General features: G+C 43.7%; 19 protein-coding genes, 3 tRNA genes and 2 pseudogenes. 10 read left to right on the top strand and 14 right to left on the bottom strand.

What is annotated here, in order from left to right:
- Nucleotides 1-59: 59 nt before the first annotated feature.
- Nucleotides 60-212, bottom strand: coding sequence for a hypothetical protein (locus HMPREF0670_RS16260; protein WP_009230284.1), 153 nt, complete (start codon nucleotides 210-212; stop codon nucleotides 60-62).
- 148 nt (nucleotides 213-360) lie between these two features.
- Between HMPREF0670_RS16260 and HMPREF0670_RS06130 the strand changes: the two genes are divergently transcribed.
- Complete coding sequence (locus HMPREF0670_RS06130; protein ID WP_232213861.1) at nucleotides 361-1,620, top strand: hypothetical protein; 1,260 nt, start codon at nucleotides 361-363, stop codon at nucleotides 1,618-1,620.
- A gap of 301 nt (nucleotides 1,621-1,921) precedes the next feature.
- Entirely contained in the window at nucleotides 1,922-2,695 is a 774-nt protein-coding gene (locus HMPREF0670_RS06125; protein ID WP_232213860.1) for a hypothetical protein, read from the top strand.
- Between the two features lie 252 nt (nucleotides 2,696-2,947).
- Here the strand turns inward: HMPREF0670_RS06125 and pdxT are convergent, their stop codons facing one another.
- The 5 genes from pdxT to HMPREF0670_RS06100 form a co-directional block, all read right to left on the bottom strand.
- Nucleotides 2,948-3,511 carry a pyridoxal 5'-phosphate synthase glutaminase subunit PdxT gene (gene pdxT / locus HMPREF0670_RS06120; protein ID WP_009230281.1) on the bottom strand — a complete coding sequence of 188 codons (564 nt, stop codon included), beginning with the start codon at nucleotides 3,509-3,511 and terminating at the stop codon, nucleotides 2,948-2,950.
- 4 nt (nucleotides 3,512-3,515) lie between these two features.
- Nucleotides 3,516-4,391 carry a pyridoxal 5'-phosphate synthase lyase subunit PdxS gene (gene pdxS, locus HMPREF0670_RS06115; RefSeq protein ID WP_009230280.1) on the bottom strand — a complete coding sequence of 292 codons (876 nt, stop codon included), beginning with the start codon at nucleotides 4,389-4,391 and terminating at the stop codon, nucleotides 3,516-3,518.
- A complete protein-coding gene (locus HMPREF0670_RS06110) occupies nucleotides 4,388-5,500 on the bottom strand; it encodes a hydroxymethylpyrimidine/phosphomethylpyrimidine kinase (RefSeq protein WP_044077767.1) in 1,113 nt (370 codons plus the stop codon). The genes pdxS and HMPREF0670_RS06110 overlap by 4 nt, the downstream gene beginning before the upstream one ends.
- 309 nt (nucleotides 5,501-5,809) lie before the next feature.
- On the bottom strand, nucleotides 5,810-6,634 hold the full coding sequence (locus tag HMPREF0670_RS06105; RefSeq protein WP_009230278.1) for a class I SAM-dependent methyltransferase: 825 nt from the start codon (nucleotides 6,632-6,634) through the stop codon (nucleotides 5,810-5,812).
- A gap of 489 nt (nucleotides 6,635-7,123) precedes the next feature.
- Complete coding sequence (locus tag HMPREF0670_RS06100; protein ID WP_009230277.1) at nucleotides 7,124-12,442, bottom strand: DUF4011 domain-containing protein; 5,319 nt, start codon at nucleotides 12,440-12,442, stop codon at nucleotides 7,124-7,126.
- 1,288 nt (nucleotides 12,443-13,730) lie between these two features.
- Here HMPREF0670_RS06100 and HMPREF0670_RS16255 point away from each other — a divergent pair.
- On the top strand, nucleotides 13,731-13,880 hold the full coding sequence (locus HMPREF0670_RS16255; protein WP_157579551.1) for a hypothetical protein: 150 nt from the start codon (nucleotides 13,731-13,733) through the stop codon (nucleotides 13,878-13,880).
- Nucleotides 13,881-13,884: 4 nt separating this feature from the next.
- On the opposite strand, the pseudogene HMPREF0670_RS17030 reads toward HMPREF0670_RS16255, so the two are convergent.
- Nucleotides 13,885-14,029: pseudogene (locus tag HMPREF0670_RS17030) on the bottom strand (IS5/IS1182 family transposase); the annotation flags it as partial.
- Nucleotides 14,030-14,156: 127 nt separating this feature from the next.
- Nucleotides 14,157-14,464: pseudogene (locus tag HMPREF0670_RS06095) on the bottom strand (DUF3853 family protein).
- A 360-nt stretch (nucleotides 14,465-14,824) separates the two neighbouring features.
- Between HMPREF0670_RS06095 and HMPREF0670_RS06090 the strand changes: the two are divergent.
- From HMPREF0670_RS06090 to HMPREF0670_RS06065, 6 genes are read left to right on the top strand one after another with little or no spacing between them, the layout of a single operon-like run.
- Complete coding sequence (locus tag HMPREF0670_RS06090) at nucleotides 14,825-15,028, top strand: helix-turn-helix domain-containing protein (protein ID WP_009230275.1); 204 nt, start codon at nucleotides 14,825-14,827, stop codon at nucleotides 15,026-15,028.
- A 10-nt stretch (nucleotides 15,029-15,038) separates the two neighbouring features.
- Nucleotides 15,039-15,968, top strand: coding sequence for a class I SAM-dependent methyltransferase (locus tag HMPREF0670_RS06085; protein ID WP_009230274.1), 930 nt, complete (start codon nucleotides 15,039-15,041; stop codon nucleotides 15,966-15,968).
- The gene (locus HMPREF0670_RS06080) at nucleotides 15,961-16,989 is read left to right on the top strand and encodes an ATP-binding domain-containing protein (protein ID WP_009230273.1); all 1,029 of its coding nucleotides are present in this window, start codon (nucleotides 15,961-15,963) and stop codon (nucleotides 16,987-16,989) included. The genes HMPREF0670_RS06085 and HMPREF0670_RS06080 overlap by 8 nt, the downstream gene beginning before the upstream one ends.
- A gap of 2 nt (nucleotides 16,990-16,991) precedes the next feature.
- Nucleotides 16,992-18,386: a hypothetical protein gene (locus tag HMPREF0670_RS06075; RefSeq protein ID WP_009230272.1), complete on the top strand. Its 1,395-nt coding sequence runs from the start codon at nucleotides 16,992-16,994 to the stop codon at nucleotides 18,384-18,386.
- Nucleotides 18,308-19,270 (top strand): hypothetical protein, encoded by a 963-nt coding sequence (locus tag HMPREF0670_RS06070; RefSeq protein WP_009230271.1) that lies wholly within the window; start codon nucleotides 18,308-18,310, stop codon nucleotides 19,268-19,270. The genes HMPREF0670_RS06075 and HMPREF0670_RS06070 overlap by 79 nt, the downstream gene beginning before the upstream one ends.
- Nucleotides 19,263-20,312: a DUF1848 domain-containing protein gene (locus HMPREF0670_RS06065; RefSeq protein ID WP_009230270.1), complete on the top strand. Its 1,050-nt coding sequence runs from the start codon at nucleotides 19,263-19,265 to the stop codon at nucleotides 20,310-20,312. Before HMPREF0670_RS06070 ends, HMPREF0670_RS06065 begins: the two co-directional genes overlap by 8 nt.
- A 98-nt stretch (nucleotides 20,313-20,410) precedes the next feature.
- Here the strand turns inward: HMPREF0670_RS06065 and HMPREF0670_RS06060 are convergent.
- The 6 genes from HMPREF0670_RS06060 to HMPREF0670_RS06035 all read right to left on the bottom strand — a co-directional run bounded on the left by HMPREF0670_RS06060 (nucleotide 20,411) and on the right by HMPREF0670_RS06035 (nucleotide 26,175).
- A tRNA-Ser gene (locus tag HMPREF0670_RS06060) sits at nucleotides 20,411-20,495 on the bottom strand.
- A 302-nt stretch (nucleotides 20,496-20,797) separates the two neighbouring features.
- Nucleotides 20,798-21,958 carry a transglycosylase SLT domain-containing protein gene (locus tag HMPREF0670_RS06055; RefSeq protein WP_009230269.1) on the bottom strand — a complete coding sequence of 387 codons (1,161 nt, stop codon included), beginning with the start codon at nucleotides 21,956-21,958 and terminating at the stop codon, nucleotides 20,798-20,800.
- 106 nt (nucleotides 21,959-22,064) lie between these two features.
- Nucleotides 22,065-22,397 (bottom strand): cupin domain-containing protein, encoded by a 333-nt coding sequence (locus HMPREF0670_RS06050; RefSeq protein ID WP_009230268.1) that lies wholly within the window; start codon nucleotides 22,395-22,397, stop codon nucleotides 22,065-22,067.
- A gap of 142 nt (nucleotides 22,398-22,539) precedes the next feature.
- Complete coding sequence (locus tag HMPREF0670_RS06045; RefSeq protein WP_044077764.1) at nucleotides 22,540-25,770, bottom strand: carboxypeptidase regulatory-like domain-containing protein; 3,231 nt, start codon at nucleotides 25,768-25,770, stop codon at nucleotides 22,540-22,542.
- A gap of 254 nt (nucleotides 25,771-26,024) precedes the next feature.
- Nucleotides 26,025-26,097: transfer RNA gene (locus tag HMPREF0670_RS06040), tRNA-Gly, on the bottom strand.
- 5 nt (nucleotides 26,098-26,102) lie between these two features.
- Nucleotides 26,103-26,175, bottom strand: a tRNA-Thr gene (locus tag HMPREF0670_RS06035).
- Between the two features lie 355 nt (nucleotides 26,176-26,530).
- Between HMPREF0670_RS06035 and HMPREF0670_RS17025 the strand changes: the two genes are divergently transcribed.
- A partial coding sequence (locus tag HMPREF0670_RS17025) for a transposase (RefSeq protein WP_157579577.1) occupies nucleotides 26,531-26,738 on the top strand: 208 nt, incomplete at its 3' end.

Here is a 26,738-nt window from a genome sequence, read left to right as displayed (position 1 = left end):
GAGATGATGAGTTTATAAGTTTTGGGATTAACAGGTTTATAAGTTTTGAGTTTATGGGTTCAAAAGGTTTTGAGTTGTTCAAGGCCATTTTTAGAGTCGGCCTTAATTTGTAAGCGTGTAAGGTTATAAGCCAGTTGAAACTGACGTAAAGTGGAGCATAACGAGCTGCTTAAAGGTTGATAGGGCTTTTCAGCTTTCTTTTTCTTTTCCATTCTGTTGCAGTTGTGAAATATATTTACTAGCTTTGTCGCAGCATAACAGCCAACGCAGGCCCCCCCCTTGCCCCTTTATGTTAGCATCCCAGTGTATGAAAGCCTGTTGCAAACAACTAAGCGTACGTCTAAACAAAACGATTTGAGCATGAAAAAGACCATACTCGTAGCCATATTGGGTGTTCTACTCCTAACAAGCAGCCAGAAACATCCCGCCAAAAACACAAGCGCAAATAAACAAAAGATGGCATTGGCCCTCAATGCACAATACCATTTGGGCATATCTCCCGATTTGGTGTTGCCCTTTGATTCGGCAGGAATGGACTCGCTGCTTAGTGGCTACAAAGCGTTTTTTGATGTAACGCCAAGCGACTCGGCAGGAGAAGAAGAGGAAGAAGAGGAAGAAGACGAGATATGTGTTGACGAAAAAATGGTGGACATCTACATACCATACGCCTTTAACGACTTGGTGAAACACGGCTTTAAGCCCATATCCAACGAACAATTTGAACAGCGATTGGCAGAATTGGGTATAGACTCGATGCAAAGAAAGAACCTGCCCTACGTTTTCGACCACCAACATTACTTTACTATTCCTAGCTGCGTGCGGGGGTGGTCGGACAGGACAGAAAGCGAGAGGAAATCTTTAAACGATGAAAACTACGTTAAGTTTAGTTGCATGAACGATTTCTTTATTAAGGGCTACAACTTTATTTCGTCTCCTCCGATGGACATAGAGAGTGTTCGGCAAATACACGGGAAGATGTGTTTTAGGTTAAGTAACGACATCATACATATTAATCGTTTCTTGTTTAACAACGACAAGGAAAGTTTCCTGTGGTTGTGTAAGTATGCCCCGTTATGGCTGAAAGACCTCTTCGTAACATACGGATACGACAAGAATGAACTGATTAACAGGCAGATGTTAAAGCGAATGATGCAGGAGTTGAAGAGCGACATGTGGGACTCGGACTTACGAGAAACAAGATTGGGATTTATGTATAACACCTTTGCGCGCAAAATCTATACGCAAAAACCATACGTAGCCATACGCGAAGGGTTGTTTAAGACACTTTTGCAACTTCCTACGAACGATAAAAACAGCCTATGGATGGATGTACTCGACTTTTATGGCGAAACCTTGCTGAAAAAAGACCTCTCGGATTGTGCCTATTGGTTTTCGCGGTTCACAAAAAACGAACGCTATATGATTGCGGCGTACACTGCATACTACCTTATTAAGCTTAGGGAAAAGTACAACCGCAATGGTGCTCCCTTTTATGATGATGCACTGCGCAACGACAACCGTTTCAGGCAATATTTAGAAAAGCAGCATTACTTCAACCTGCCTGGCTTTGATAAGATGAGCGAGAACATTCTCAACTACAACAAAGCTGTTGGGCAATAAAGCTGTTCGTGGCCATCAGCCTGCGCCTTTTCATTCCTAGATGGGCAGTGCTTAAATGGATGGCACGGATGGGATAAAAGCGGAAAGAGCGGGGTGGAGTGGGGGAATGCAAGGCCATTTTTACCCCATGTTGCCCTGAAACAACGCTGCCTATGACGTGCAGTTGGCCTTTAGTAGCGGATAAAGTAAAACAACGTTTTCGTTAAGCCAAATGAACAATGCCGAGCTTGCTCGGACATTGTCATGGCGAGAAAACGCACTTTTCGAGGAACGAAAAAAGAACATAATAAACGAACGTGCAATGAAAATACTTGTTATTCTAGCCCTTACGCTGCTTGCCTGCACGCGTGGGAGTGCGCAGGCGGATAGTACTTATCACCAAGAGACACTGGATTTGGTGCAATACCTTGACGTTAGGGACTTTGAGGTGAGCCAAAATTGTTTGGGTGATTATGAGTTTCAGGCCGGCGATAGGTCGATAAGGCAATATGAAATGTATGATTCTGATAAGAAATTTGTTGGTTATGTTGAGCAGAGCAAAGAACTTCACACGCCATATAGTTACTATTACAATTACGACACAAAAGGAAGACTGCGCTACTTGTCCGTGTCTTTCGATGGGGTGAGTATAGGTAACTCGTATCGTTACGACTCGTTAGGGCGCATAACGGAAATAAAAGATTACAGCAGGCCTTATAAGTTTAAGCTGAACAACCTCATTGAGAAGATGAGTAGCGAGTATGGGTGCGACCTGCTGAATAAGAGAAGACTTGTTAGCGTGCATCGCTCCGAGGGCGAGAGAGACCTTAAAAAGCCCTGGTACTCGGTGTTTTACCTAGAAAATGAACGCTCGCACTATGGCGACAAATACCTGATAGACGGCACAACAGGCGAGACATTGTATGTGCTAAAACATGAGGCGTGGAATGAATGTGGAAGTGGTGATTTGAGTGATTTCTATACTGTGGCGAAAGGATTGCCCACATCCATAGAAGGGAAGTACCTCTACGAACTGAGTAAGAAAAAGCAAGCCCAAAAGAAGAAAGGCGTAAAGAAAAAGGTTGGTAGACGATAGCTGTTGGGTTGGCGATGCTGGCAAATCGGTTGGAAATGCTGCCCGCATGCGTTTGCTTGGGCTGTGATGGAAGTGCGTATAAGGCTTTGCATACAACCATTTAGGGTAAAGGCAAATCGGCCATTAGCTTTACTACTTGCCAATAAAAGTAAGTAGAAAAGCTAATGGCCGATTGAAGTTGGCCTTTACTACCAAAGTAGCATGGCTATGTGTTCTGCGCTCCCCCTTGAAAAGAGGCATTGGCCTAACTGTTTACACCATCTCCACAAACAGGCGGTGTATGGAAAGGTCGTCGTTCAGTTCGGGATGGAAGGCAGTTACCAGCTGTTTGCCTTGTCTGGCTGCAACGATGTGTCCGTCAACCTCGGCCAACACCTCCACATCCTTGCCCACATTGGTGATGTAGGGCGCGCGGATAAAGGTCATTGGCACGGCATGGCTGATGCCTTTCACGTTGCTTTGTACAAAGAAACTGCCCAACTGACGGCCGTATGCGTTGCGGCAAACGGTGGTGTCCATCGTTGATATGCGTTGCAAAACGTCGCCCACAACGTGCTTGGCCAATAAGATAAGGCCTGCGCATGTGCCAAAAACGGGCAGTCCGCCTTCTATGGCTTGCTTTATGGGGGCGAGTAAGTTCAGCTCGTTTAGCAATTTAAGCATCGTGGTGCTTTCTCCGCCAGGGATGATAAGCGCGTCTTTGGGTTGTTCCCAATCGGCGGCTTGCCTCACTTCGAAACTCTCCACGCCGAGTTGCGCAAGCATCTTGCTATGCTCGATGAATGCGCCTTGCAGTGCAAGAATGGCAATTCGCATTTTCTTATTGCCCCCTCTCTGCCATCAGCAGTGCTATCTCTTGCTCGTTGATGCCTACCATAGCCTCGCCCAAATCTTCTGATAGTTCGGCTAGCATCTTGGCATCATTGAAGTTTGTTACGGCTTTCACGATGGCGGCAGCACGTTTGGCTGGGTCGCCCGACTTGAATATGCCCGAACCAACGAACACACCCTCTGCACCAAGCTGCATCATCAGGGCGGCATCGGCAGGCGTAGCCACGCCACCTGCGGCGAAGTTAACAACAGGAAGTTTGCCGTTTTCGTGTACGTAACGCACTAGTTCGTAGGGGGCTTGCATGGCTTTGGCGGCCTCGTACAGTTCGTCTTCGCTCATCGAGGTTAGTCTGCGTATCTCGCTTTGCATCATACGCAAGTGGCGTACGGCCTGAATAACGTCGCCCGTTCCGGGTTCGCCCTTTGTACGAATCATCGTTGCACCCTCGGCAATGCGGCGAAGGGCCTCGTTAAGGTTCTTTGCTCCACAAACGAAAGGAACATCGAACTTGTTTTTGTCGATATGGTAGACATCGTCGGCAGGCGAAAGCACTTCGCTCTCGTCGATGTAGTCAATCTCAATGGCTTGCAGAATTTGTGCCTCGGCAAAGTGTCCGATGCGGCATTTGGCCATTACGGGGATAGAAACGGCCTCTTGGATGCCCTTAATCATCTTGGGGTCGCTCATACGCGAAACGCCACCAGCTGCGCGGATGTCGGCAGGGATGCGTTCCAATGCCATAACGGCGCATGCACCGGCAGCCTCGGCAATGCGTGCTTGCTCGGGGGTTGTAACGTCCATGATAACACCGCCTTTAAGCATTTGTGCCAAGTTGCGGTTCAGTTCTTGTCTGTTCTCTTTCATTTTTGTTGTTTGTTTAAAAGTATTTCTTTTCTGAACTCGCTAGGAGCGAGCCCGTTAATGTTCTTAAAGAATTTGGCCAGATGGGCTTGCGAACGAAACCCGTAGGCGTAGGCAATCTCTTGAACGGTTTTCGGGGTGAAGGCCAGTTGCTGCTCAATCTCGTGCGTTAGATATTCGTCGATGATGGCCTTGGGCGCTTTCCCCGTTATGCGGCGCGTAACCTGAGCCAGGTATCGTGCGCTAACGTTCAGCTTGTCGGCATAAAATTTCACGTCGCTGTTGGTGCGATGGTGTTGCGTTATCTCGTGGGTGAACTCGTTAAACAATTCTCCACTCCGCCCAATGATGCCCGTATGTTGGGGTTGCAGCTGCGCAATGTAGTTGCGTGCGTTTACTACGGCCTCGAAAATGGCATTGCCGCCGTTTACGAATGTGGCGATGGCGGCCGACAAGCTGCCGCTAAGTCCGTGGCGAGTGCCGACTTCTCCTTCGCCGAACAACGAGGGTAAGAAGGTGGGCTCGCTGTCTTTCGCCGTTGCGAACACGTCGGTAAGACTTTGCGTAGCCATGTGGCTGCCCTGCAACAGCACCGACTGGCAACCCTCGGCAAGCAGGCTTTTCACAGCTTGGTTTAGGTCGGCAGCGGTGTTAATCGCAGTTTGTGTTAGCCTTTCGGCATCGGCGCGTTTCATCAACACTAGCGAACAGAGGGGCAATAGGCTGCGCCGAACCTCGTGGACAACCTCTTGCGCCATGAGCATCTCGTTTTGCGACGACACGATAACGGGGTCGTAGATAATGTGTCGGGGCTTGTGTTGCCTTAGCAGTTGGGCTATTTGTGCCACGGTGTCGGCCCTTCTTATCATGCCCACCTTCACAACGGCGGGCTGCATGTCGTTGACGATGGCCTCTATTTGCCCTTTAATGGTTTCGGCAGGCAGGTCGTAGAACTCTTGAATGCCCAACGTGTTTTGGGCGGTTATGGATGTGATGGCCGAAAGGGCACGTCCGCCAAGGGCAGAAATCGTTTTGATGTCTGCCTGTATGCCAGCCCCGCCAGTGCCGTCGGAGCCGTTGATGGTGAGTATCGGTGTGACCTGCTGTTCCAATGTTTGGTTTGCCGTCTGTTCCTTTCTGCGTTTATTGTCTGTTGTTCTCGGTTTGCAAAGTAAACAAAAAAATGGGAACTACCGAAATATAGTTCCCTTTTTTATAACAATTGTGTCGAAATGTATAAGCACGAGCGGATGTAGAAGTAGTGAAAAGGTGAAAGGGTGAAAAGGTGAAAGGGTGAAAAGGTGAAAAAATGGCTTCGCCTATCAACTAGTCAACTTATTAACTCGTCAACTCATCAACTGGTTAACTTGTCCACTCGTCTTCTCGTCCACTCCGTCAATCCATTCATTCTTCATTGCATTCTAATCCCCAATCTTCAACTTCACCACACGTTGATTAAACCGGCGATAGAAGTAGGGGATGTGGTAAAGCATGCGGAAGATAAAGGGGAAACGACCGTGGTCGTAGTCGCTCATATAGTATTCTTTGTCTAGATGTAGGCGGTTGCTCCATGTTTCCATTTCCTTGGTGTTTAGCACCGACCACTTAAATTCCACTTCTTTATCCATTTTCTTCAACGAGTCGTGTACCTTTGATTTGCCAACAAGCGAAAATGCCAGCATGTCGAATAGTACAACGGCATTGTCTAGGCGTTGCGCGATGGTGCTGAAAAAGCTCTGTACCTCTTTGGGTTCGAAGTACATCATTACGCCTTCGATGATAACGAGCGCGGGTTTGCCCGTGGCTTTCACCTTGTCGCACCACGAATAATCGAAGAGCGACTGCGCTAGGAAGGTGTTCTCGTCCGACTCTTGCAGCAACTTTCGCCTTAGTTCGATGGCTTCGGGCAGGTCAAGGTCGTACCAATGTCCCACCTTGGGTTTGCCAAGTCGTTCGTATCGGGCGTCAATTCCAGCCCCCAGTTGTATCACCACTGCATCGGGATTGTCTTTCAAGAAAGCCTTTGCCTCCATGTCTATGAGTCCGGCTCGCACGCAGCAGCCCGATTGCGAGAATGATGCCTTTTTGAGTTTCGAGAAGTCGTAGTCAATCTTGCCCATCATTTCAACCGCCTTTTCGTCTTTAATCAGTGCGTCGGCACGTTCGGTTTCGGTTGCTTTGGCCCAAAGTGTGATGAGCATTGTTTCGGGTACGTTGGCCAGTTTACTTTCAATTTTATCGTTCATTGTGCATAGTTTTATGGCGCAAGTCTTCTTTTCCTCTCGGCTTGTGCGGTTCTTTTATTTTGCAAATTTAGGGAATTTTGCGGTTGTTGGCAATCGCCAAAAATAGTGATTTGTAAAAAAGAAAGTGGCGTTATGGGCTTGGGCTTATACCTATAAATGTGTAAGAGAAAGGGTAGGGGGATGGATGTGCGGCGTAGATGGACAGAAGGGGGCGGCGTAAAGAGTAGAATTGACGATTTTATAGTGGGATAAAGGGCGGCCAAATAGATTCTGCGGCTTGGTAAACCTTTGGTTTGCGTACCATAAAAAGGTATTGCTCTTTTACTGGTACACCAGCATTGCAGCCAGCAAAGAAGTTAATCTTTGCTGACTGTCAATAACTAGATTATCGGGGTGTTGCTAATGACCAATGCGTTAACTCTGCATTGCATCAAGAAGTCTGCTTACTTTTCTGCCTATATGTTCAGACAATTTCTCTTTCCACCATGCTTATTCTTGTAAGCTCACTATGCCGCCAGACTCTACAATGCACTTTGTGTTTAAAAGCATTTCTAAACCTTCTTTTAGAACTTGGTCTACTTTTGTGCCGCGACGGGCAAAGCCTAATTTCTTTGCAACAAGAAGCGTAAGTGCATCTGTCTTGATGGATAGCTGCTCTTGTACAGTGAGTGCTATTGCATTCATTATTTCAATTAGGGGAATTTCGGTTATGTCTCTTCCGTGAGCTTGCCTATATCCGTTGAAAGCATCTGCGTGCTCTTTGTCTGTCCACAGTATTGTAGCGTTGCCTAACTTCTGAACAAACAATTGTCTGTTTGCGATTTCCTCAACCGAAGTCAACAGCGTAGGGGTGACTCTTGTGCTATCCCTATGCATGCACATACACCTGCATAAATACATCAGTGTCATAGGCTGTTCACAAGAAAGAATCTTCGTCGCAAGCTCCTCGTCGCTCATGGAACCAGTGTTCCCCAAACCGTTGTAAACCCGATATTCTTTCTCATTGCTTTCTATTTCCTCCACCTTTTCTTTTGCAACGTCGAAAGTGGCATTGCCCACTGGTGTTTCTATTGGCTTTGACTTCTGTTGTAGGGCGTTCTCAATACGCGCGATAACACGTTCGGGATTGTTAACCCAATCTACGCTCCATACGCGCATTATTTTCCAGCCAAGCATATTCAATACCGTTGGCTGAACAATCTCGCGGTCTCTTGTGGTTTGGGTATTGTGGTAAACCTCACCATCAAGTAGAATACCCATAGAATAATTGCCGCTATCAGCAGAATCTGCAATGGCCACGTCGACTTTAAAGTTAGAGCGTCCAACGTTGGTGTTTACATTGTGGCCGCGAGTCCTGAGCGCATTGGCAATTTGTTCAGAGATTATGCGGTCTGAACTTTCCTTGTGGGCATTGGCTGCCTGAATGAGTATCTGTTGCTCGGCATACTCCAAGAAATGTTTCAAACCCTCCACACCGCGAGCCTTGGTTCGTTTCAAATCAATGTGCGATGCCTTCAAAGACGAATATACAATCATTTCTCTTCTAGCACGACTTACTGCTACATTCAGTCGCTTTTCTCCCCCATTGTTGTTCAAGGGACCGAAGTTCATAGACACCTTGCCGTCTTTATCTGGACCATAGCCGATAGAGAACAAGATGATGTCGCGTTCGTCACCCTGTACGTTTTCGAGGTTCTTTATAAATATAGGCTCGTACAACTCGTCGGCCGCCTCTCTTAGTTTCTGGTCCTTGTCAAGCTTTTCGGTCAGTAAGTCCTCAATTAGGTTTTGTTGCACTTGACTGAATGCAATTACGCCAATGCTGTACTTGGCATGATCGGTGCTTTGCAACCTCTTGACGATGTCGGCCACAATGGTTTCTGCCTCCTTCTTGTTCGAACGGCGTCCACCCTTGTCGTATACGCCATCCACATGGCAGTACTTAACTTTCGTAGTCTGGTCGTCAACAGATGGGAATGTAATCAGTTCGCCGTCGTAATACTCATTATTAGAGAAGGCTATCAGCGATTCGTGTTTTGAACGGTAGTGCCAGTTCAATTGTAGCGAAGGTATTCCAAGGCTGTGGCAGTCGTCGAGAATACTATCAAGGTCGTCTATGTCGGCCTCTTCTTCGCCAACACTCGTTGATGAGAAGAAACTTGTTGGTGGCATCTGCTTGGGGTCGCCTACTACGATTACAGACTTGCCGCGCGCAATGGCACCAACCGCCTCGCTTGTAGGCATCTGTGACGCCTCATCGAAGACAACAAGGTCGAACTTGTTCTGCGACAAGTCCAAAAATTGCGCCACAGACATAGGGCTCATAAGCATACAGGGACAAAGCCTTGGCAATAGTGTGCTAATGTTGTCGAACAAATCGCGAAGAGAGATGCCCCTACCGCCGTTGGCTATGTTCCTGTTGAGAAAACCAATTGGGCTACTATTGTCGATGCTGTCTGTTACATGTGGTACATTCGCGGCCAGTTTGGCATAAAGTTCCTTCTGACTCAGTATCTGAAACTCTTCTGTTAGCTGTTGGTAGCGCGAAATAGTTTCGTCGAATATTGCCCCTTCAAAGGTTCTCAGAACCTGTGACGATGCAATTTTCTCACAAGCAAGACTTCGGAATATTCGTTTAAAGAAGGCATCTTTCAACGTTTCCGCAGGAATTGTTTCCAATTCAATATGTCGTGCTACCACGCCAAGACCTTCATTTTCAAGTTCCTTCTTATAGGCACACCACTGATACCAGTCTCGTGCCTTGTCTGTATGGCTAAGCCAGTTGTCAAGACATGAACCATAACTCCCCAATTCATCGTTGCTTGGAAGTCTGTCGGCATCGAAGTTAACAGCAAAGAGCGTGCGAACAACATCCTGTATTGTTACTATTTCTGCATGTAACTGCTGATAATTAAGCAAATTAGAGAGAAGCGCATCAACCTCTTGTTCAATAATCAGACTATTAAACTGCTTTAACTTGGCAACGAAACCCCTCTTGGCAAAGAAACGAGGTAAGAACCATTTAGCCTTAATGCCTCTCCACTCATTATATAATGCCGTCCCATCTTGGAATAATATGCCGTCGTTGCAGTCTCTTAGTATGTCTGTTTTTATACCCGTAGCTTTCGCAAGCATCTCTCTGTTCTCCTCTGCCTTGCGAAGTATTTCGGATGCCGTCTTGATACGCGATGGCAAACGTCCAGCATCAACTAAGTCGTCCTCAACAATATTAAGTCCAAGCAACGGATGCTTTGATGGCGCGCCTGTAATACTAAGTATTGCCTGATACTTCTGACTGAGCAGATGTGAGTAGCTGTCCATCTTTTCAATTCGGAACTTCCGTTTAAGTTCTTCATCGTTCGCATCAACATCAAGCTCTGGGGTATTAATGGATTCATACCTGATGATGCAGTCAAACAGCGACATGCCTTCCGCTCCCTTTATGTCATGCAGGGCCTCCATATACTCAATCAGTTTGCATCTCTGCTCATAAAGTTCGTCAGCAATGCGTGCATATTCCTCTGGACGTATGATGTGAGCGGCATCCAAAGCCTTCTTCAGCTGTTCGAGTACATGGCGCTTGGTGATTTTGTTTGAGTGCATTTCAAGGCAGAATGGGCCAAGGTTTATCTTTTCCAAACGTTTCTGAACCACACTCAGTGCTGCCATTTTCTCAGCAACAAATAACACACGCTTGCCTTGGAACAAGGCATTGGCTATAAGGTTCGTAATGGTTTGCGACTTACCCGTTCCAGGAGGGCCGTAAAGGATATACGAGTTTCCTTGTCTGGCCTCCATTACAGCGGCCATTTGCGAAGAGTCTATCGGAACAGGCAATGCCAAATCAGATGGTTTTACTTCTTTATCCTTGCCTTTCAGGTCCGACATCACTTGGGTTGGAATAAACGTAAGTTTCTGCTCCACAAGACTACGCACCACATTGTTATCCAACAATTCTTGTCTGTGGTTATGAATGTCGTTCCACATGAGGAACTTACTGAACGAGAATACGCCCAAAATACATTCTTCTTCTACGTCCCAACGCTTTTTGTTTTTCAACACCTCGCGTATGATGGCGAAGATTTTCTTCACATCCACACCATGATCATCCTTTGGCAGCGGATTAAGTCCAGGGATAGTAATGTCGAAGTTCTGCCGTAAGAACTCTGTCAAAGTGATATTCAGAGCAATTTCTTCATCACGTGTACGGATATAGTAGTCGCCCTTCTTATACACTATTTCCACAGGCAACATCAATATTGGCGCATAACGCGGTTTCTCGCTGATGTCTGTTTCAAACCATCTAAGCGTACCTATTGCAAGATACAACGCATTTGCGCCAGTTTCCTCAACGGCGTTCCTCGATGCGCGATAGATATTCTTCAACGTGTAGCGTGTCTCGGCCTCTGTCTGATACGAGTGTAGCGTACGGTGTTTTATGTCGTTCGTTATCAGCTCGTGTAGTTCGGGCAATAATTTAGAACGCACAAGACGTTCGTCGCCAATGATGTTAAAACCAACATTAGGCTTACAAGAAATAAGGTATTCTTCTCCATCTTGCAGATAGTCTTCAACGAGGTCGACGTCAAACGAGATAAACTGAATTGCCTTCTGGCGCAGATAAAGGTTAAGCATGGAGTTACGCAACGAGAAATCCAAGAGCTTACGTTCCCAAATGTCCATCTTCGTTACCTCACGTTTGCTGTCCATCAGCATTGTCAGGTCAAAACGAGAATGTTCCTTAACATTCAGTACGCATTCGTCATGGCTTACACCTTCCACCGGCACTTCCCATACGCCATTGTTCATCGTGCGTTGGGGCAGCGGACGTACTTGCTCCAGACGACAACGCTTAATGTCGATGAACATTTCAAAGATGCCGGTGTTGGCCAGATGTTTTGTAGCTATGCTTTGGGCATCTTCAAAAGTAGTTGACTCGGCTGTTACCTGTGTACATTCAAGCACAAGCATCTCATCAATGCCTTCCGCACATTTCTTTTCTATGTACGAGGCGTCATCGTAAACGCTATACTGACAGCAGTCGTCTACCAACCAAACAGCAAGGTAGGCATGTCCTTCTTGCAGAACGATACCGCTGTTTATGCCCAAACTTTCAAGCACGCTTGCAAAAAGCAGAGTAAGCTCTATGCAGTTTCCTAGTTTAGAGGAAAGTACTTGGTCGGGTAGGGTAATGCGTTGTCCAACCACCTCGTACGATGCAGGTACCGAACGATACACAATGCCCTCGGCATGGAGTGCGCCATACACGGCTGCCACCTGCTTTCGCACCTCATTTGTGTTACCAGTTTGGTATTCGGTAAATGCAGAAGACCCCGACATTTCTTTCAGCTTGCCCGCTGCCTTAGCTACAACGTTGTTTATCGCGGGATGATTAGGCGTAACAAACGAGGCAAGGCATTGGGGCAGAATGCTGGTTCCCAACCATTGGTCGTACGGCATAATATCTATGTCGTAGCTATGGGTAAACAATATCTTCTTTGTTTCGGACAGTGCATCCGAAAACACATTGACGGTGAATGCGGATGCAGTCTTTTCTGTTACCGCAGCAACTTGTGCGGCTATTGGAGACAAGTTCATACCCTGTAAGCGCATCGACTTGCCTGCTTTAAGCGAGTCGATGACACTTGAACGGAAGTCCTGGAAGAACTCACCAGAACATTCTATTACAATATCCCTTAAATCACTCGTTTCGTTATTACTGATTTCAACAGACTGACATATAGCTATTCTGTTGTTGATTAGGGAATAATTGATAGAAGGTAGATATTCGATATTGACAGTTACCATAGTGATATGAAAATATGGTGGATATTATTCTTATGTTGATATTACATTATGTATGTGGTTTACGAACTTTCTAAGACTCATAAGCTGATTGCAAGTGTGTCCATTGCATGGTCCTTTTAGAAGGTTCTCCATAAACTTCTTGGTTAGTATATCACCATCGACACGAACGTAATCCAGTAATATTTGTCTTGTAAAACCAAAGTGCATTGCTGCAAAAGTAGTTATTTGTTTTGATATTTCCTCATTTTGTTTTCATAAATTCTATTATTGCTCTCCGCTAAACCCCTAAACAAACTCATTTCTCTATTTGCAAGGCCAATAAACAGATGCTGTGGATTGTTCTGAAAGAGGGTGTGTCAAAACTAAAATAAAGAGAGACCAAAGTTACTTTTTGTAGCTTAAAAAATAAAAGAGCCATATCAAACTCGGTATTCGAGTGGTGATATAGCTCTTTTTATTGCTTTTAAAAGCGAGCAAGTTTCAATTTATAAGCTCATGTTTATTAAATGGAGTTTTGACACACCCTCAACTTATAACCTCACCAACTCATAACCTCATCAACTCGTAACCTCACCAACTCATAACCTCACCAACTCGTAACCTCAACTTACAACCTCACTAACTCACCAACTCACCAACTCACCAACTCATCAACTCATCAACTCAAAAACTTAAATCGTTATTTTTTATTTTACAATGTAGCTCCGGTTTTCACTTCGTTCTAGCGAAAATGTTGGTCATAAGGTAGGAAAATAACCGCTATTTCTAACCAATCACGTCTTTCGTTTTGTCTGTTTTTAAGAACGGAACCTGCATTTTGCACCATTTTACCTTTCTAGTTTGGGGACAACTCATAATTTTTCAAGCCCCAATAACCCACTTTTAGCCCCCAAAGCCCCACTTTTTAATGGCAATTTTTCCCTTTTTGGCCATGTGTTTCATAGCTCAAAAGGGTTTTGTTTATACCATTAGCGTGGATATTTATGCTTTTCGCCGCGCATTTAGCACCATTTCGCCTTGCATTTAGCATCAAAACGCCTTGCGTTTAGCACCAAAATGCACTGCGTTTAGCACCAAAACGCACTGCATTTAGCGGCATATTGCACTATATTTAGCAGCAAATAGCCCAGTAACAGGTGCAAATGACAGCCTTTTCAAATAAAAATTCATTTTGCCTGCATGCGCAGCTAACCCTCTTTTGCATCAAAACCAACCGTCGCGAGAATCGATTTTTTGCGGCAAGGTGAGCGATTGGTGGATAAAAAGGGCACTCATAATGTTAAAAATTATGCCGAAAACCAGACAAAAAAAATCTGTCGCATACACGCGCACAGGCAACGGCACAGAAAACACCTTCGCTTACGACCGTCAGCACGAGCGGTTGCAGGGCATGCTGCTCACATGCAGCGGAAACAATATCATGCAAACGCAGAAGTAATCTGGAATTGACAGCCTGTTTCCTGGCTTGTAGAGATTGCTTTGAATGACTTCCGTCAGGTCACTTTTTGAGACATAACCACGTTTTGCCACCGATAAATATGGCAAGATCTCAGATTTTATTGTATCTTTGTCCAGTACTTTGTACATGAGAGGAGTGTTTATCTTGGTTTTTACAGCACAAAGATAATAGACTCCTCTCAATTTGTAGAGATTTAAAAAGTCTAGATGACTTCTATATTTGTTGATTTGATTTTGTTCCGCCAACGAGTATTCATCATCGTCCTCCCGTCTTTCGTCCTGCCAATTCCAACGCTAGTTCAGCTTCAACAATAATTTTGCACCCAACTTGTGTAATGGCACGATTGATCTTACCGCCCTGCTTGATGCGATTAGCCGTGGGCAAGCTGCACCTAAAGAGACGTGCAATCCCAGCCAAGCCAGATACATATCGCTTTTTTCTTTGGCGGTTGATGCCTTTGCTGTTTCTCCACTTGTGCCCATATTGCCGTGTTGTGCAAGGAAAAGCAATTCCTCTCCGGTCATCTGCCAAACAGGTTTGTCCGGTAATTCGTTTATCGTCATAATTCGATTGTTTTGAAATGAAAAACTCGCCCTTGTGCATAGGACATTCAGTCAGGCTTGGCGATACAAAAAGTAGAGGGCTTCTGATGTTATTCCAAGAGTCATGGATATAGCGGGAAGTATAGAGAAATGCAAGGAAATCAAAGATTATCAAAAAACGCTTAATATGCATTCAAAAAGCGAGTTGTTTCGGGCAAAAAGCACGTTGTTCTTTGATCATCATTGATTGTTAAAGAGATTACTTTTGGTGTCCTCTCACAGGAAAAATTATTTCCATTAGCGTGAAAGTTCCGTTTTTCTTCGTTTTATTCATTATTAGTTCATAACTTTGTAATCAATATCAAGATATACAATCATCTAATGGGACAGAAGAAAGAGCATAGCAACCTTATCAAGGAGCATTTGAAGAAACGAGGTATTACTCAAACGTGGCTCGCCAAAGAGTTGGGTATGAGCTTCAGTATCACCAACGCCTACGTCTGCAATCGCAAACAGCCAAATTTTGCCATCATCTTCAAAGTAGCGGACTTGCTCGGTGTGTCACCAAAAGAATTAGTAGAATAGATAAAGTAATATGTGTGAATTTCCTGAATGGCTAGACAATTATATCTTCAATATATTAAAGGCCAAGTATTCTCCCGACCATGTCCGATTTGAATATAATCTGAATCTAAACAAAGATGAAGTTCTTATCTATCTTGGAACGTACTTCCCTCGTAGCTACATTGAAACTAATTCTTTGTTTACAGAATTCTCAAATGCCGTAAATTACACAAAGGCAATAGAACACAAGTCCGAATTAAAAATTCTAGATTTGGGATGTGGGACAGGGGGTGAAATCTTAGGAATATTATCGTTTGTTGATAAGTTTGTATTAAATGTAAATGCAATAAAGCTGTTAGCTATAGACGGAAATCAAGAATCCTTGAGAATTTTTGAAAAGGTAATATCTTATTATAAAGCTCACACAAGGTTAGACATTAACTACTCTATCGGTCCAGCCTTTATAGAAAACAAAGGAGATTTGGATACCATAGCAGAAATTGTTTCTGAGCAATATGATATTATTCTTTCTTGTAAAGCTATTTGTGAACTACTTGCCAAAAAAAGGTTCGAGCAAAAACCATATAAGTCAATAGTGGCTATGTTAGCATCAAAACTAACTAGTGACGGGGTTTTGTTCATAGAAGATGTAACCGTAAAAAGCCCAGCAACAAATACTTTTATTCCTATTATTCTAAATAGCGAACTAAATGAATTTGTAAGGGAAAACAAAGATTTTACGACCCTATTTCCTCGCAGTTGTGCAAATAACGAAAACAAGTGTATTGATGGATGTTTCTTCAAACGTGAATTCATTTTTTCTCATTCACATAAGAGCAACGATGTAAGTAAAGTCGTATTCCGATTTATCGGAAAGAAAGGCATATTAAACAGATTAAAAATTACAGACGAAAGTAAAAAATATAATTGTAAAATCTCAAAAAAAATAAAATATGGATGATTTTGATTCTGAATTTTTTATTGATTATTCGAATCTAGATGACTTTCAAAGACAGTTAATCGATCGCAAGAACAATAAATCAATGGTTGTTTCCGGTAGTGCTGGTAGTGGCAAATCGCTTATCGCTCTTCATAAAGCAAAGCAAATTGCTGCTTTAGGTGAAATGTATGTAGTCATCGTTTATACCAAGTCACTTAGAAAGTATTTCGAAGATGGTTTGAAAAAACTTGGCTTAAAGAATGTTTATCACTATCACCAGTGGAAACACAATCAACGTCACGTTAAATATCTTATTGTGGACGAATGTCAAGATTTTACAAAGGAAGAAATCGAAGAAATGAAACAGTATGGAGAGTTTTGTCTTTTCTTTGGTGATTCTGCACAATCTATCATGGGGTTTGGAAATAGAGGGGAAGTACAATCTATCGAACGCACGGCATCAGACATGAATGTCGCCCCAGACCCATTATACTTCAACTACCGATTAACCCAAGAAATTGCTGCTTTAGGTGAAAAAGTTGGTAATGTTGAAGACTTAGTATTAAAGTGCAAACGTAAAGGCGAGAAACCAAACCTAATTTCTGCAAATAGTTTTGATGGACAACTTGACAAGATTGCAGACATCATAAAGAATCGTGCCTTAACAAATGTCGGTATTCTTTTACCATTCAATACAAATGATAAGGGTGAATGGTCGGTAGAATATGTAAAAGATTATCTTATGAGAAAAGGTGTTACTTGCGAATTTAAATACAATGCGAACCAAGATACAGAAATGGATTTAGATTTCCATTCTTCCAATCCTAAGATTATGACATGGTGGTGTGCAAAGGGGTTGCAGTTTAAAGATGTGTTTATTCCTGGTTGCGATAAAAAAACAGATAACCGCTCAGCACTTTATGTGGCTATGACAAGATGTAGTGAACGTTTGTATTTGGGGTACACTTCTTCACTTTCATCTCTTTTTCCTGAAAAGAGCGACACTGTTTACAACAATAATGAGGAACTTGAAATTATCTAATTATGAAATTATATTTAGCAACATCTTCACTAAATGTTGATAACATTCTATCTACAGAGAGTGTAGCTCCTTATTCTTTCTACCAAGTAAGGAATTATGGATATGATTCATTCGTTTGTTTGGATTTAATTCCATTTAAGAATGTTCTTATTCTGTTCTCTAGAATACCTTATTTTGAGATTTATGACAAAGAGCATGATAGCCGTCCACTTGTTCTTGAAATTGAAGTTAATGAGAGTATAAATCCATTAGCACATATAGCTGATTACGAAGGAGTCAATGTGTATTCTACTGACACAATTATTCGTCTCTCTCCATTCAATACAAGACTGCTTTTTTTCAAGCCGCAAGACTTGAAACATTCTAGATTAAGTTGTTCTGATAGCCTTACCAACAAACTGGGAGACAGGTTCTATTTTGATATGTGTAGAGCTGAGTTCGATTTAGCCCATTTATCAAATACAAACCTCCATGTTGATGATAAGTGTAATAATTTTGAACAGAAGGTGTTTCAGGATAATAGACTAAATACTATTAAAGGTTTTGTGTTTGGCTACTATCTTGGTGTATCTAAGTCTGTCTCATCAAATAGTGCTAAACTTCTCAAAATTCAGAAGAGGGTTTACGATATTGCTGCAACAGTCAAAAATAATGGTGGCTATAGTAATAATTCTTTCTTTAACGAATTGGAGCAATTAGACAAAGAGTACAGAAGAAATGACCCAAGCACTCTAAAATGCAAAGATTTGTGGGATAAGACACTTATAGAATTGGGGATTCCATCAGAAGCATTAAATCAATTGTTTGCACTTTATGACGTTAACGGTGTTGTCAAAACTAATTTCATGAAGAAACAAGGGGTAATGCCTACCGTATCTTTACATCAATACGGTTTCAATAATATTGAAATGTATCGTGACAACTTAAAACATCATACTGATAACATTATCAGGGAGGAGCAAAAGATACAGTTGTCTTCTTTCGATGTGATAAATACCTTTGACTTAGATCCTTCATACGAAACTTGTATGCTTGCGGGAAAAGATTCTGATTCGATGATATTCAACAAATTTATCGATGCCATTTTATGGCATGGTATAGCTCCTACTCCTGACACTTTACGAACGGATCGTTTCAATATTGCTACAGAAATAACTAAGTCTGCTAAAAGTATCTGGGAATCCACAAATCAAGAATGGCAGAATAGTTCTGCACAGATATTTATGAATGATTTGCGACAGAATATTAAGAGTTTTACACCTCTTGATATAAACAAGCAAGAAAATGAAATTCTTAAATCCATTGCAGCTCAGCTTTCGTGCTTAAGGGAGAAGATTTTGATGCAGTTGTTCAGTTTTGCGAAGATAATTCATATTCCGACTATAGATACGCTCTAGCTTTATGGGGTGCTACTATTGGATATGTTAAAATGTCTAAGCCTATTATATCAGGGCTTACAAAAAGAACGGCATTTGCCAATATATATAAGGCTATCATCACATTACTATATAATGTGAATTTAGAAGGTGAGTTACCTAATATAGAAGAACCTGTACAAATTGCTCAAAAAGAAGAATCACAGCCAATATATGTATCTGCTAAAGAAGAACTTGATAGACTTCGTATTTGGCAAGAGAGCATTCGTTCATTTTTTGAACAACTTAAAAAAGTACCTAAGAAAAAAGATCTCTATGCTCCACTTGAAAGTGCATTCGCTGAAAATGGCAATCAAATGGATTATGTAAAATTCTTTGCATTGCTCAATGGTTACAAGGAATGGAGAACTTCTAAAGGAGAACCTATAAAGGCTTGGAAGAGTATGGTTGAACATTTCTGTCCAGAAGAATATAGTAAACGTTTTGGGTATAGCCCAGAATTCATTCACCAGAACAAGAGGCAGCCAAAAAAAATGTTCGAAAAATCTTTTGACTTTTTTGGATTTAAACAGGGTGAAAAATTCATAAATGAAGAATATCCTGAAACTTCATCAGTAAGTATTATTACCGATGAAAATGCTGCTAATTACCTCAAAGTTTGCCCTAAATTAGTGGTTTTTAGAACGGAGATAGTAGATATCTTCATTGAATTCCAAAAAAAATATCAATCAGGGTATTATTTTAAGAATCAACATAAGTATAACAGAAATAATAATGATGTTGTAGACCACTTCTGCAAATGGTGCCTTTCTCAGAAAAACCCAAATGCAATCCCTTATACACAACATAACAAGGGGATGATAGACGAAATAAAGAAGTATCTTTTAATAAAGTATCATGACTGACAAAATCAGAATACTAACAGATAATGGCAAACAAGTAGAGGCTTCTGCTCCTATCATCATTTCTGCCAGTCGTTCTACAGATATACCAGCCTTTTACGCTAAGTGGTTTTTTAATCGCTTGGCAAAAGGGTATTGTGTTTGGTATAATCCCTTTAATCAACAGCCTATATACATTTCATTCAAGAATTGTAGGGTAATAGTTTTTTGGACTAAGAATCCTAAACCTATTCTACCTTACCTACATATCCTTGATGAAATGGGAATACACTATTATTTTCAAGTCACATTGAATGACTATGTAAATGAGGGCTTTGAACCTAATATAGCTTCAGTAGATGAAAGGGTGGATACATTTAAACAACTTTCTCAAAAGATTGGAAAAGAGCGAATCATTTGGAGGTTTGATCCACTCATTATTACACCTACTATTGGTCCAAGAGAGTTACTTAAACGAATCTGGAATGTTGGAAACAAACTTAAAGGATTTACCGATAAGCTTGTTTTCAGTTTCATAGATGTTAAGGCTTATCGAAAAGTTCAAAATAACCTTGTTAAAGAGACAATATTCTTTACCAAGGAAGATGTTGAAACAGCAGAAGCTAACTATGCACAACGCATTGATATAGTAGAAGGTCTTCAGAAAATTCAAGAAGCATGGAAAGGGCTAGGATGGAATGTTACAATGGCGACTTGTGCCGAGGACATTGATATTGAATCTTATGGAATAGAGCACAATCGCTGTATTGACAGAGAACTAATGAAACGTATCTTCTCAGAAGATGAAGAACTTGTTTACTATCTGTATACTCTCAAATGGCCTAAGCGCGATATGTTTGGTCAATTGCCTGCTATTCCTCAGAAAGAGAAAAAAGTAAAGGACCCTGGACAACGTAAGATTTGTGGATGCATGGTTAGCAAAGATATTGGTATGTACAATACATGTCGCCATTTTTGTGTCTATTGTTATGCTAATACAAATAAAGAGTGCGTTCTTAGAAACAAAGAAAAGCACAATGAGAGTAGCGAAAGTATTATAGAATGAATCTAAAGAAGTAAAGAAACATTTTTATTTCAATCCTTTAAAACTGGGTGTAATAAAGAGTGTAAATCATGTAATTCGCTGATTTACACTCTTGTTTGCGGAGAGAGAGGGATTCGAACCCCCGGTACCTCTCGGTACGGCGGTTTTCAAGACCGCTGTAATCGACCACTCTACCATCTCTCCTTTATTATAGAAGGCCTTAGTGGTAAGGCGGTGCAAAGGTAACACTTTTTTTTGATTTGGCAAACGATGTTCGAAGTTTTATAAACAAAGTTGCAGAAATATTTAAAAATAGGCCTTAGAAGACAACACTTAATGGGGGAGGGGACAGATGGGTAAGAGATGTCTTAAAGTGGGTAAGAGATGGGTAAGATATGGCTTAAAGCGGGTTAGAGAATGGGTAAATGTCTTAAAGTGGGTAAGAGAAAGGGTGAGAGATGGCTTAAAGCGGGTTAGAGATGGGTTAGAGATGGGTTAGAGATGGTTTAGAGATGAAACCGATACTTCTTTGTGGCACGCTGTGGAACCATCGAACCATAACTTCCCGAAATACCGCCAGGAGCCATACCCATGTATTGCTGCCAGCGATTACCAATGCGTTCCACATAGTCTACCGTTTCACTGCCGCGCATATAACCATTCTTCACGATAGGGTCGTTGTAAAATTGTGGAGTGCTTAGGCGTAAAACGAAAGGTGCCACCTCTTCCCATCGTTTTGGGTTTTGCCCGTACTTGCGCGCCAAAGCCATAGCATCGCGCACATGACCCGCACCGCCATTATAACTGGCCAACACAAAGCGTATGCGCTCCATGCGGTCGCCAATGTCGTTGAACTTCCCATCAAGCTCCCTGATAAGCCTTGTTGCCGCCGCTACATTGGGTTCAGGTTCGTGCACTTGACTGGCAGGCAGCCCTAAATGAGCAGCCGTGCCGGGCATTATCTGCATCAGTCCCCTGGCGCCAGCCCACGAATGTGCCTGCGGGTCGAACGTAGACTCCTGATAACATTGTGCCGCTAAGAGACGCCAATCCCATCGGGCGGTTGGCGCATACTTCTGGAAAAGATGGTCGTATTGCGATATAACGCCCGCCTTCCGGTCCAGCATGGGCGAATAAACATGGCGCGTTATGCTGCGCGACGAAAGCGCGAACCGCTCTTCGGCCTTAATCTTTGCTAGCAATGCAGGCTTAAACCACCTGTTCAGGGTGTCGGCCAAAGCCTCGTTTCCCTCTTGAACCGCCCATTGCCCATCGCCCGATGCCGACGACGCCCCGCAAAAGGCCACGCCTCCAACCTTCTTGGGCAAGAAGAAAGCCGCCAAATCGCCATCGCCATTTTTCAATCGCGCCACCAAGTCGGCCGTATCTTTGCACACTTCCACCCTAAGCGAAACACCTAAGGCCTTGGCAAAACGCTCGCAAAGCAGGTACTGCAAGCCCATTCCGCGACCACGATAGTCGTAGTAATTCTCTGGCCCAGTAAGGGTAAGCATGATGAGTTCGCCGTTATGAATGATGTCGTTGAGCGAAAAACCGCTTTCGGCCGAAGTCGCACTATCGGCACCAAGCGTCGTACCCCACGGCGTTTCCACGGGTTGATTTTGCTTTTTATGATTGCAAGCCGCAAGGCCAACAACCATCAGCATGATGAGAGATAGGCGAAAAAAGACGTTCACGTTCGTGTTTTGTTATCGAAAATGGGGGTTGACGTTAGGCATGCAGGGGTATTGGCATGCCACGGCCATGTTATTATTAGTGGTGTTCGGGCACGATGGCGAAGAAAACAAAGTCTTCCGTGCCGTTGTTCTCAAAATAATGGGCATGTCCCATAGGGCAATAATGCACCTGTCCGGGCAAGAGCGTTTCTTTTTCGCCGTCGCAATAAAACGTTCCTTCACCGCTCAACGCAAACACCACCTCACAATTTTCTTCGTGCTTGTGCAGTCCGCTTGCTGCTCCTGGCTTCAATACGTTGCGCATAATGCGGCACTTGTCGTCTACAAAGGCGCGCATGAACATTTCTCCATGTCCACCCTTAAAACCAACTATCTTGGTTTCTTCCAAATTATTCAAGTCGATGTGCATAACCTTTTCTTTGTTTATATCGTGCAAAGATAGCAAAAAAAGAGGACACTCTCTTATCGTAGGTGTCCTCTTTTATATAATACATGCGCTGTTAAAGCGGCATTATCGGCATAATGCCACAAATTTCGTCAAAGCTACGGGCTTAGAACGTAACGCGCAAACCAATCTGTGCGTGCCAACGACTGGCCACATCGCTAACAAATGGCGTATTGTCGAAATACTGGAACGATGCCACCTTCGTGTCGGGTGCGGCACCATCTTCAACGCCCTGAACCTGCAACTTGTTGATGTTGTAAACCGAGCCATAAGTTGTGCCCCAGTTCTTGTTAAGCAGGTTAGCCACGTTAAGAATGTCGAATACCAACTCAATCTTGCTGCCGCGTTCCTTCAAGTAATAGAAGTCTTGCGAGATGTGCAGGTCGAAGCGGTTTTCCCAAGGTGTAAGATGCGAGTTGCGCTCGGCATATTGTCCGCGATGCTTGCTTGCATAGCTGTCGCCTTCAATCCATTGTTCAAACTGCGCCTTCTGTTCGTCGGCCGTTATGATCTTTGAACCAACCTTCTTGTTCACAAACTTCATATTAGCCAGTTCGTTTTTGGTGGGGATGTACAACAGGGTGTTACCTTTACGATAGTCGCCATTGAACGATTGGTTTTGGCTATCGCTCATGGTCAAGCTATAACGTTGTCCGCTCGACCCGTTGTAAGTAAGCCCAACATGTGTTTGCCAACGTCCATTGCCGTATCGCTTGCTGTTATAATTGGCCGTAACAACAAGGCGATGGGGAATGTCGAACATCGAAGTTGCCAATACTGGTTCGTTAGGGTCTACACTATAATAAAAGCCCCAGTTTGAAAGAGCGATAGACGACGTTCCATCGTTTACCGAATACGAACGACCGAACGTATAGTTCGCCATGAGGTCGAGACCGAACTTAAACGATTTCTCCACCTGGGCACTTACCGAATAGCTGTAACCCTTGTTCGTATTCGTCATGTTGACGATACTGCTGTAACTGCCCGGATTGCTTGCATAAAAGATAGTAGACGAGTTTTCAGCACCCTCCACAGCATATACTCGTTTGCCTTCGTTTACAAGGGCAAGGTTCTCAAACCAAACGTTGTTGAGGTTTCGCGAGTAAAGTCCTTCCAGGGTAAACTTCATATCCCAAGGCAGTTGTTGTTCCCAAGCCAAGTTAGCACGGAACACCTGTGGGAATTTGAAATTACGGGCCACCGTTGCAATATTAGGTTTCGTTGCATTGCTAGCCTTTGCTTCTTTAGCAGCCTCTTCTGCATCATTCTTATAAGTTGCGAACGAAGGAGCGAGGGTACCTGTTTTAGAGTTTGCACGAATAGACACGCCTTTCTGTTCTATACCCGTGTTGGCCCAAGCGTTTTCAACCCAAACGAAGGGTGCGCGCCCGTTGAAAATGCCCAGTCCACCGCGCAGCATCGTCTTATGGGTTTCGTCTGTGTACCAACGAAATCCGAAACGGGGCGAGAACATCAGCACCGACTTGGGCTTACGTCCTACAACAGCATCGTGTTTCGTAGAGAAATCGCTAGCATTAAAGTCTTTGTTTGTTGATGGGTTATTTACATAATATGGAATGTCGAGCCGCACGCCATACGTAAATTGCAGCAAGGTGTTCAAATCCCATTTGTCTTGAACATAAAAGCCTACTTGTCCGCTTTTAAAGGGCGTTTTCCACTCTCTCGTCCCTGTAATGTTCGTATCTGCGTGGTTCCAAGTAAACTCGCTAGCCTTATCTGTCATAAAGGCCGTGATGCCACCTATATCTTTGCTACCGTACGAATACCGTCCTGTAAAGGCCTGCATAAACGAGTTCTTCATGTCGTACAGCTCGTTGTGCGTACCAAAGGTGATGTTGTGGTTGCCCAGATACCAAGAGAGGTTGTCCTCAAACACCCAGATGTTCTGTTCTAGGGCATTCAATCCCGAAGAATATTCGGTACCGATGTTGATGGTTTTGTCGCCAGCCTCTTCATCTCCAGTTAAGGGATTGTATGCGCCAGCCTTGGTTATTAATGCAGACGGAGCGCGGTAAGGTATGTCGCGGCGGTCGCGTACCATGGTCAATCCCACGCGCAGCTCGTTATAAAGCGATCGGCTAAGGTGCGAGTTAAGTTCGGCCACGAACGAGTGCATGTTGTTTATGCGCTTAAAGCCGCTGTTTACAAAGTTGTAAGTGTTGTAGCTCGAACTGATTTCGTCCTTATACGAGTCGTTAAACTGGTAGCGCAACGAGAACTTGTTGTTGCTGTTGATGTTCCAGTCGATGCGGCTCATTAGCGAGAGTGCGCCCGAAGTGATGTCGGGGCGGCTATAATCTTCCCTGATTCCCGTTATCGATTCGTATCTGTCGGCTATAGCCTTGGCCATTTCCAAGGTCATGAAATAGCCTGGGGCACCTGCGTAGTACGTTGCAGGATAAGTGTTTTTCTTATACTCGGCACTTGCAAAGAAGAAAAGTTTGTCTTTCACGATAGGGCCGCCAAAGGTTGCACCAAAAGTCTTGGTAGACTCGTTTTGGTATTTCTCTTTAAGGCCTGTGTTTTGGTTCCATCTGCCATAGAGGTTTTCGTCGGTGTAGTAGGTGTAGGCCGAGGCTTTAAACACGTTGGTTCCCGATTTGGTGATGGCGTTGATTGCACCGCCTGTAAATCCACTTTGACGGATGTCGAAGGGCGAGGCCACCACCTGTATTTGCTCAACGGCGTCTAGGGCAATGGGGTTGGCATTAGTTTGGTTACCAATTGTACCGCCGCTCGACAAACCGAACACGTCGTTGCTCACCATACCGTCTATTTGGAACGAGTTATAGCGGTTGTTTGCTCCTGCAATGGTGATACCGCCTTTCTTGTTGGCATTCACCAGTGGCGACAGCGTTGCCACATCGTAAATGTTGCGGTTAACGGTGGGCGTGTTGTCTATTTGTGTCTTCGAGAATTGCGTCGAAGCACCCGTTGTACCAACGCCGGCCTTGCCTGTAACAGTTACTTCGCCCAATAACTTGGCGTCTTCTTTGAGATCGGCGTTAAATACGCTTGCTTCGCCGAGAGCTAAATTTACGTTCTCGACCACTTCGTCTTTGTATCCCACGTACGAGATGGTGATGGTGTAGGGGCCTCCTACGCGCATACCCTGTATGGAGTAGCGGCCTTTCTCGTTGGTTATGCCGTTGTAGCGAGTTCCTGAGGGGTTGTGTACAGCCACCACGGTGGCCCCAATAACCTCTTCACCGCCGGCAACAACCTTTCCGTTGATACCCGATGTTGTAACCTGTGCCATGAGGGGGGATGTGAGGAACATCACAATGGCGAACAGAAAAAACAATCTTTTTTGCATAGTGATTACAAAAATTAATTAATAAGAAAACTTTTTCATAACCCCTCGGGGGATTATAATGCAAAATTAATTCTTTTTCCGTGAAGTAGAAAGCGTTGTAAAGGAAATGTTGCCACACGTAAGAAAATATTTCAAGCGTACCGAATACGGCTGCAAGAAACGTTATAAACAGAAAAAGAAACGCCTCAACGTTTCTTCTACCTTATATATGTTGCTATCAAAATAATCCTGAATATGTTGGGCTGTGTGCCTAGAGCGGTAAACGAGGCTCGAACTCGCGACCCCCAGCTTGGGAAGCTAGTGCTCTACCAACTGAGCTATTACCGCATTTGAGCCGATACCCGGACTCGAACCGGGGACCTATTCATTACGAATGAATTGCTCTACCAACTGAGCCATATCGGCCTTTCCCTGCTTATTGCTAATGGGGCATTATCTCAAATGCGGTGCAAAGGTAGTTGTTTTTTCGATAAGCACCAAATGTTTTGCCGATTTTATTCGGCCGAAATGGAGAAATATCTTCCCAAACCCCATCATGCCGCTATCATATATATACGCTAATCCCTAGTTGCCATATAAGCAACTAGGAATTTATATCTTCTTTTCTGTTGGCAATTGTACAGCCGAGCTATGGGTTTTGAAAGGTACCATACCTTATACTGCCGCTATAATTGAAGTCATCTAGACTTTTTAAATCTCTACAATTTGAGAGGAGTCTATTATCTTTGTACTGTAAAAAACCAAGATAAACACTCCTCTCATGTACGAAGTACTGGACAAAGATACAATAAAATATGAGAGCTTGCCACATTTGTCGGTGGCAAAACGTGGTTATGTTACAAAATGTGACCTTGCGGAGGTCATTCAGTGCATTCTCTACAAGTTGAAAACGGGCTGTCAGTGGCACATGCTTCCCGTTTCAGCCATCTTCACGGGGAGGGTTTTGAGCTACAAGAGCGTGTATGTCC

The sequence above is a fragment of the Prevotella sp. oral taxon 317 str. F0108 genome (assembly GCF_000162415.1).
GTDB classification, from domain to species: Bacteria; Bacteroidota; Bacteroidia; order Bacteroidales; family Bacteroidaceae; genus Prevotella; species Prevotella conceptionensis.
The sequence above is the reverse complement of the archived record's forward strand: the minus strand, read 5'-3'. Positions and strand labels throughout refer to the sequence as shown.

Coding starts and splice junctions, on each gene's coding strand:
- pdxS (WP_009230280.1), bottom strand. CDS start 4,391: ATGAAAGAGAACAGACAAGAACTGAACCGCAACTTGGCACAAATGCTT.
- HMPREF0670_RS06090 (WP_009230275.1), top strand. CDS start 14,825: ATGGGACAGAAGAAAGAGCATAGCAACCTTATCAAGGAGCATTTGAAG.
- HMPREF0670_RS06100 (WP_009230277.1), bottom strand. CDS start 12,442: ATGGTAACTGTCAATATCGAATATCTACCTTCTATCAATTATTCCCTA.
- HMPREF0670_RS06045 (WP_044077764.1), bottom strand. CDS start 25,770: ATGCAAAAAAGATTGTTTTTTCTGTTCGCCATTGTGATGTTCCTCACA.
- HMPREF0670_RS06130 (WP_232213861.1), top strand. CDS start 361: ATGAAAAAGACCATACTCGTAGCCATATTGGGTGTTCTACTCCTAACA.
- HMPREF0670_RS16255 (WP_157579551.1), top strand. CDS start 13,731: ATGCCGAAAACCAGACAAAAAAAATCTGTCGCATACACGCGCACAGGC.
- pdxT (WP_009230281.1), bottom strand. CDS start 3,511: ATGCGAATTGCCATTCTTGCACTGCAAGGCGCATTCATCGAGCATAGC.
- HMPREF0670_RS16260 (WP_009230284.1), bottom strand. CDS start 212: ATGGAAAAGAAAAAGAAAGCTGAAAAGCCCTATCAACCTTTAAGCAGC.
- HMPREF0670_RS06125 (WP_232213860.1), top strand. CDS start 1,922: ATGAAAATACTTGTTATTCTAGCCCTTACGCTGCTTGCCTGCACGCGT.
- HMPREF0670_RS06055 (WP_009230269.1), bottom strand. CDS start 21,958: ATGCTGATGGTTGTTGGCCTTGCGGCTTGCAATCATAAAAAGCAAAAT.
- HMPREF0670_RS06085 (WP_009230274.1), top strand. CDS start 15,039: ATGTGTGAATTTCCTGAATGGCTAGACAATTATATCTTCAATATATTA.
- HMPREF0670_RS06105 (WP_009230278.1), bottom strand. CDS start 6,634: ATGAACGATAAAATTGAAAGTAAACTGGCCAACGTACCCGAAACAATG.
- HMPREF0670_RS06050 (WP_009230268.1), bottom strand. CDS start 22,397: ATGCACATCGACTTGAATAATTTGGAAGAAACCAAGATAGTTGGTTTT.
- HMPREF0670_RS06065 (WP_009230270.1), top strand. CDS start 19,263: ATGACTGACAAAATCAGAATACTAACAGATAATGGCAAACAAGTAGAG.
- HMPREF0670_RS06080 (WP_009230273.1), top strand. CDS start 15,961: ATGGATGATTTTGATTCTGAATTTTTTATTGATTATTCGAATCTAGAT.
- HMPREF0670_RS06075 (WP_009230272.1), top strand. CDS start 16,992: ATGAAATTATATTTAGCAACATCTTCACTAAATGTTGATAACATTCTA.